Below are 7,014 nucleotides of genomic sequence, written 5' to 3' on the forward strand. Positions count from 1 at the left end.
GGGGACTGGGGACTGGGGACTGGTGACTGGGGACTGGGGACTGGGGACTGGGGACAGTTAATAGATAATTATTTATTCCCAATTCCCAATTACCCATTACCCATTACCCATTACCCATTACCCATTACCCATTACCAATTACCCATTACCAATTACCCATTACCAATCAAAAGTTACAATTTTACTGTCACAGTTTTAATCTCTGTATATTGCTGTAAACCGTATTCTCCCAGTTCTCTACCCATACCCGACTGTTTGAAACCGCCAAAGGGTGCGGCTGCATCGAATACATCATAACAGTTTACCCACACCGTACCTGCACGGACATTGTTAGCGATCGCATGGGCTTTGGTGATATCCTGTGTCCACACCGCCGCCGCTAAACCATACATGGTATTATTTGCCCGTTGGATCACTTCTTCCACATCTTCAAATTTGATGATACTCATCACGGGTCCAAAAATCTCTTCCTGGGCAATTTTCATCTCATCGCGGACATCTGCAAACACTGTCGGGGTAATAAAATAACCTCTGTCTCCCACCCTGTCACCACCATAAAGCATCTGCGCCCCTTCCCGTTGACCTGATTCAATATAACTCATGACTCGGTTAAATTGTTCCTGGTCTACTTGGGGTCCTTGTTGGGTGTTGGGGTCAAAAGGATCGCCGACTGTACGCTGTCTGGCTATTTCTACACTTCTATTCACAAACTCATCATAAATTTTTGCTTCCACAAATAAGCGAGAACCAGCAGAACAGCATTGTCCTTGATTAAAAAATATCGCTTCATGGGCGGCTTGAATAGCGGCATCTATGTTAGCATCAGCAAAAACAATGTTAGGACTTTTGCCACCTAATTCTAAAGTTACCCGTTTCAGGTTGCTTTTTGCAGCCGCTTCCATAATTAAATGGCCGACTTCAGTTGAACCAGTAAAAGCAACTTTATCAATATCATGATGATATGCGATCGCCGCCCCCGCAGTGGGTCCATATCCTGATAAAATATTGACCACACCAGCAGGAAAACCCGCTTCCACAATTAACTCACCCACCCGCAACGCTGATAAAGGCGTTTGTTCCGCAGTTTTCATCACCACAGTATTACCCGTTGCTAAAGCTGGGGCTAATTTCCAAGCTTGCATCAATAAGGGGAAATTCCAAGGTATAATTTGACCAACAACTCCCACTGGTTCATGGCGAGTGTAACAGAAATAAGGACCATTAATAGGAATAGTCTTACCCTGTACCTTATCAGCCCAACCTGCATAATAACGATAACAGGCAATAACTGATTCTATATCCCCTACAGAATCATTGATAGGTTTACCATTATCGAGAGTTTCTAAACGTGCCAGTTCATCAAGATTTTCCTCGATTAAATCTGCTAACCTGTAAAGTAAATTACCTCTTGCAGTCGCAGAAATTTGCCGCCATTCGCCATTAAAAGCCTTTCTCGCTGCTTGTACTGCCTTATCTACATCCGCTGCATCTGCTTCTGCTACTTCACAAATTACCTCACCCGTAGCGGGGTTAATGGTAGCAAATTTTTTCTTGCTGACACTTTCCACCCATTCATTATTTATTAGCAGTTGGGTAGGACCTATTTTCACCTGTGGTTGTGGTCTTGTTGCTGTAACCATCAGACCCTCCTAAAATTTTAAGGCTTTTTGTTAAATGCTATTAAATTGGTTCCAGGAGTTACACAATTACGGCTAAATCTTTTATATATGTTTACATTTGCAGGTGTTTTGCGCGGATGGGTGGGTGTAAAAAATTGGTGCTGTAAAAAAATGGCTGTATCTCTTGATAGGCTTGACTTTGGGGTTATTCCGCTTTTCCACCCACCCGCGCACCTTACACAGACTGGGTTTGGGTGTTTTTTGCTCTTGACACGATTCCTGAAATGGACTATGATAGAATCACTCGCGCAATCGAACCTTGAAAACTAAATATAGATAGGCTTTCAGGATGCCGCTATTGCAATTTACAATAATCCCTATTAGGGATTGAAACATGAGTGTAGCCTATTTGTTTACTTCTGTCTACAATTGCAATTTACAATAATCCCTATTAGGGATTGAAACTGGTAAATTTAACAGTCCACATGGAGACTATAAAAATTGCAATTTACAATAATCCCTATTAGGGATTGAAACATTTCCTTTCCTTCTATATTGCTACCTTCTAAATCCATTGCAATTTACAATAATCCCTATTAGGGATTGAAACAGCAACAGAACTACTGAAAGCTAAGAAACAAGTGCTATTGCAATTTACAATAATCCCTATTAGGGATTGAAACTGCTAACTGTTGGGTTTTAGATTTGAGCTTATTTTTATTGCAATTTACAATAATCCCTATTAGGGATTGAAACTCTCTATCTTTGTACTGTTTGTAACGCTGCCAAGATTGCAATTTACAATAATCCCTATTAGGGATTGAAACGCATTTGCGGGAACAATATAAATATCTCCCTCTGATTGCAATTTACAATAATCCCTATTAGGGATTGAAACTACCCACTTATCAGGTGCTTAAGAACTCCCAGAGAATTGCAATTTACAATAATCCCTATTAGGGATTGAAACGCCATGCTTTCTTGTAAAGCAGTCAGCAGTGTTTATTGCAATTTACAATAATCCCTATTAGGGATTGAAACGTGCTAGGTGCTTGGGGTTGAAAGAAAGCATGATTATTGCAATTTACAATAATCCCTATTAGGGATTGAAACTTCTAATAAAAGATGCTTGATAGCATCTCTCCTATTGCAATTTACAATAATCCCTATTAGGGATTGAAACGTGGGATAAGGGTAGGATGTGGGTATATAGATCCATTGCAATTTACAATAATCCCTATTAGGGATTGAAACGTGTAATTTGATCCTACAAGTTCGACCAGCCTTACCATTATTGCAATTTACAATAATCCCTATTAGGGATTGAAACATTAGTTGAACTAATGTCGCTGTCTCTTGTATATATTGCAATTTACAATAATCCCTATTAGGGATTGAAACTTAACTGCGAAGTATTTTTTGGCTGATGCTACTTCATTGCAATTTACAATAATCCCTATTAGGGATTGAAACAGAAAGATTAGGTCAGATAATCAAAGACAGCATCGAGATTGCAATTTACAATAATCCCTATTAGGGATTGAAACACCAGTGGCTATGGAATGCGAACTTTTCGCGGTATTGCAATTTACAATAATCCCTATTAGGGATTGAAACTCTGCATGAAAATCAAGATAGAAATATTAAAGATTGCAATTTACAATAATCCCTATTAGGGATTGAAACCATTTGAACATGATGCTACTTCTGACTTAGGTAGATTGCAATTTACAATAATCCCTATTAGGGATTGAAACCGCCATTATTGCAGATACCTGCTAATTCAACGAGATTTATTGCAATTTACAATAATCCCTATTAGGGATTGAAACACTACTCGTACAACTTCGCCTGTAAAGTCAATTGAATTGCAATTTACAATAATCCCTATTAGGGATTGAAACTGGAGACAACAGACAAATGGTATTAGGGGAGAACTAATGATTGCAATTTACAATAATCCCTATTAGGGATTGAAACCATCCATTTTTCCCTACTTCGCCACTTTGACCTATCAGAAATTGCAATTTACAATAATCCCTATTAGGGATTGAAACTGGGGACTGGTAAGACTGCGGCTATGTTACAGATGATTGAGATTGCAATTTACAATAATCCCTATGAGGGATTGAAACTTGTGCGAGAGGGAAGCTCGCGACTGCGTTATCATTGCAATTTACGGTGATTGGTGATTGGTGATTGGTGACTGGGAGGATGAATAACCCAATGCCCAAAGAATATTAAGATTGTTATAGTGTAAATATATTTTTGTGATGAATACCGTACAAGTTGTTTCTGGTTTAACTGAAATTGCCCAAAAAACCCGTTTAGCTGCTAGTAGGTTGGGTGTACTTGCTACTGAGGAGAAAAATCAAGCGATTAATGCGATCGCTCTAGCTTTAGAATCTGCTCAGGATGAAATATTGGCTGCTAATGTGGCTGACTGTGAAGCAGCTATGGCGGAAGGTATTGCTAAACCTCTTTATAAACGTTTGCAGTTAGATGAACATAAATTAAGAGATGCGATCGCTGGTGTGCGTGATGTTGCTAAGTTAGATGATCCTGTTGGTAAAGTCCAAATTCACCGAGAAATTGATAGTGGTTTAATTCTTAAACGTATTACTTGCCCTTTGGGTGTTTTAGGGATTATTTTTGAAGCGCGTCCCGAAGCAGCTATTCAAATTGTTTCTTTAGCCATTAAATCCGGTAATGGTGTCATTCTCAAAGGTGGAAAAGAAGCTTTACGTTCTTGTGAAGCGATAGTTAAAGCCATTAAAAAAGGTTTATCTAATACTGCTGTTAACCCCGATGCCGTGCAATTGTTAACAACAAGATCAGAAATATTAGAACTTTTAAAATTAGATAAATATGTAGATTTAATTATTCCCAGAGGTTCTAATTCTTTTGTCAGGTTTGTTCAAGAAAATACTCGCATTCCCGTTTTAGGTCATGCCGATGGTATTTGTCATCTTTATATAGATCAAGCGGCTGATTTTGAGAAAGCAATTAGTATAACTGTAGATTCTAAAACTCAATATCCTGCGGCTTGTAATGCTATTGAAACTTTATTAGTTCACAGTAGTATTGCTGGGGAATTTTTACCCAAAGTTGCTGAGGCTTTGCAAGCGCAAAATGTAGAATTAAGAGGTGATGAACGCACTTTAAAAATTTTACCTCAGATTGATTTAGCAACAGAAATTGATTGGGAAACAGAATACAGTGATTTAATTTTAGCCATGAAAATTGTTGATTCTTTGGAAGCAGCAATAAATCATATTAGTGAATATGGTTCTCGGCACACAGAAGCCATTGTTACGGAAGATTTAACAGCAGCAGCAACTTTTCAAGCATTAGTAAATGCAGCAGGAGTTTATCATAATTGTTCTACTCGTTTTGCTGATGGTTTTCGTTATGGTTTTGGTGCAGAAGTGGGAATTAGTACCCAACAAATGCCACCCCGTGGACCTGTGGGTTTAGAGGGTTTAGTAACTTATAAATATCAAATGTGTGGTGATGGTCATATTGTGAAAACCTACACTGGTGCTAATGCGAAATCATTTACACATCGAGATTTGGAATAAAATTAAAGAAAATAAAATTAAAGAAAATAGCGATGATAAATATCTGGTAAACAAACAAATTCCAACTGTATGGATTGATAACAAATCAAAGTTTTGTCTGTTGCTCCGTGATTTATCCTCGCTATCAGGTGTGATGATAAAAAACACCTACTTTACCTGACTAATTAGGGTTTGAGCCACCTTCAAAGACTTGCCTAAAACTTGTGCTTCGGGAAGAGGTTCACCATCAGCCAAACAAGATTCAACCAACATTCAACCAACATTTCTAACACCTCCTGAGCATTTTTAAAAGCCTCCTCATAAGTTTCCCCATGAGTACAAGGCTGCATGACATTAGTAAAATCAGGCAGTGAAACTACATAACATTTATCTTCCTCAGACCATTGAATAATTATTGTATATTTTATTCATCTACATCTAACTAACTGATTCAAAAAACGCAGCCGGCGAAATATGAAAAAACTCCGCAAGTTTGTGAATATGATCAACAGTTAAAAGACGCTCTTTCCTCAAAACTTTAGATAAAATCGCCTCAGTTTCAAAAATAGGAACTAAGTCCTTTTGCTGCACATTAAATTCATCTATCAACGCTTGCAGTAACTCCACACCATAAATATCGGGTATGGTATTTTGCTTTTCTTCGTACTCATAAACTAGAGTACCTAAAACATCTAAATAATCTTCTTCATCAGGAGTTAATTCACCTTTATCAATCAAAAAATTGATAACCTTTTGTGTAGCAAAAAATTCCTCCTCAGAAGTAATTGGACGAGGGGGGAAAGATTTAAGTAATTCAAGATAAGCGTTGTTGTTACGTATTCCAAGGGTCATTTTTCCAGTCCTCCTGATCATATTCTGCATGGGTGAGGACATGAGGGATAAAAACTTTTTGAGAATTGTACTTTACCAGCACAATAAGCCGATATTTATTACCGCCAATGTTAAAAACAGTGAGATTAGCAACTTGATCAGCAGAAGGAAAACTTTGACGTAACTCTACAAAATTTTGCCATTCAGCTTTTAATGTAATTTTATACCATGATTGCAAGCTAGTTTGTGAGTTAGGGTGCTTTTGCCAAAATTCGGAAAGTGTCCGACGGGTGATAATGTGCATAAATATTTATTTCATGATTTTTACCTCTAACTTACAAGTAACGACATTTTTACCCAACTACAATAGTTTTCCGCAAAATTACAGAATAGACCTCTTTCAGAATTCATTTTATGTTATGATAGGAGATTTTGTTAATAGTAGTGCCAAAAGATAAGCTGTTGTGCATTTAATTTGTATAAGTGGAACAGGCATCTTGCCTGTTAAACAAGAGTTCAGAATATTAGGATTATACAATTTAGCTGTGTAACAGCTTAAAATGCCTTTAAACCTGATAATAAAAAGCATTCCAGGTCAATTAGTCGCCTTACCCAAAGGTCTTTAATGGTAGCATCCATCACACTACCAACAGAAGATTGCACAATTGGCAAATTTAACAACATTTTACCCAAAGAAGGTAAATAACGTTGTAACAATAGGGGTATGACTTACCAATCAGCCCGCAATGCTATGGTGGGAATATCTTTCATTGCGTCGTAAAGTCCCAAAAGACGCTGTTCAAACTGTTGAAATTCCTTAGCACCAGTAGGGGTAATGTTTTCTAATTCCTGACGGTAACGTTGAGCAAGTCCTAAGTTGACAATTTCATAGACAAAACTATACTTATATTGACAAAAATCAATATATTTTTAGGAAAAAATCAACTACTTGATATATAATACGGTGATATCAAGTATTGAATTGAGACTATTGCTGACGCGAA

Annotated in this window: 4 protein-coding genes, 2 pseudogenes and 1 CRISPR repeat array; of the genes and pseudogenes, 1 reads left to right on the forward strand and 5 read right to left on the reverse strand. The window is 37.6% G+C overall.

What is annotated here, in order from left to right:
* Nucleotides 1-173: 173 nt before the first annotated feature.
* A complete protein-coding gene (locus PN497_RS13645) occupies nucleotides 174-1,640 on the reverse strand; it encodes an aldehyde dehydrogenase family protein (protein WP_096567082.1) in 1,467 nt (488 codons plus the stop codon).
* Between the two features lie 336 nt (nucleotides 1,641-1,976).
* Nucleotides 1,977-3,754: a CRISPR direct-repeat array (repeat unit 37 nt; unit sequence ATTGCAATTTACAATAATCCCTATTAGGGATTGAAAC).
* A 138-nt stretch (nucleotides 3,755-3,892) separates the two neighbouring features.
* On the opposite strand from PN497_RS13645, the gene PN497_RS13650 reads away from it, so the two are divergent.
* Nucleotides 3,893-5,200: a glutamate-5-semialdehyde dehydrogenase gene (locus tag PN497_RS13650; RefSeq protein ID WP_096567086.1), complete on the forward strand. Its 1,308-nt coding sequence runs from the start codon at nucleotides 3,893-3,895 to the stop codon at nucleotides 5,198-5,200.
* A gap of 147 nt (nucleotides 5,201-5,347) precedes the next feature.
* On the opposite strand, the pseudogene PN497_RS13655 reads toward PN497_RS13650, so the two are convergent.
* The 4 genes and pseudogenes from PN497_RS13655 to PN497_RS13670 all read right to left on the reverse strand — a co-directional run.
* A pseudogene (locus PN497_RS13655) lies at nucleotides 5,348-5,607 on the reverse strand (type II toxin-antitoxin system HicB family antitoxin).
* 10 nt (nucleotides 5,608-5,617) lie between these two features.
* Complete coding sequence (locus PN497_RS13660; protein ID WP_096567088.1) at nucleotides 5,618-6,031, reverse strand: helix-turn-helix domain-containing protein; 414 nt, start codon at nucleotides 6,029-6,031, stop codon at nucleotides 5,618-5,620.
* Nucleotides 6,012-6,314, reverse strand: a complete 303-nt coding sequence (locus PN497_RS13665; protein ID WP_096567090.1) for a type II toxin-antitoxin system HigB family toxin — start codon at nucleotides 6,312-6,314, stop codon at nucleotides 6,012-6,014. Before PN497_RS13665 ends, PN497_RS13660 begins: the two co-directional genes overlap by 20 nt.
* A gap of 257 nt (nucleotides 6,315-6,571) precedes the next feature.
* A pseudogene (locus PN497_RS13670) lies at nucleotides 6,572-6,871 on the reverse strand (all-trans-retinol 13,14-reductase); the annotation flags it as partial.
* Nucleotides 6,872-7,014 lie beyond the last annotated feature (143 nt).

The sequence above is a fragment of the Sphaerospermopsis kisseleviana CS-549 genome, assembly GCF_028329225.1.
GTDB lineage: Bacteria > Cyanobacteriota > Cyanobacteriia > Cyanobacteriales > Nostocaceae > Sphaerospermopsis > Sphaerospermopsis kisseleviana.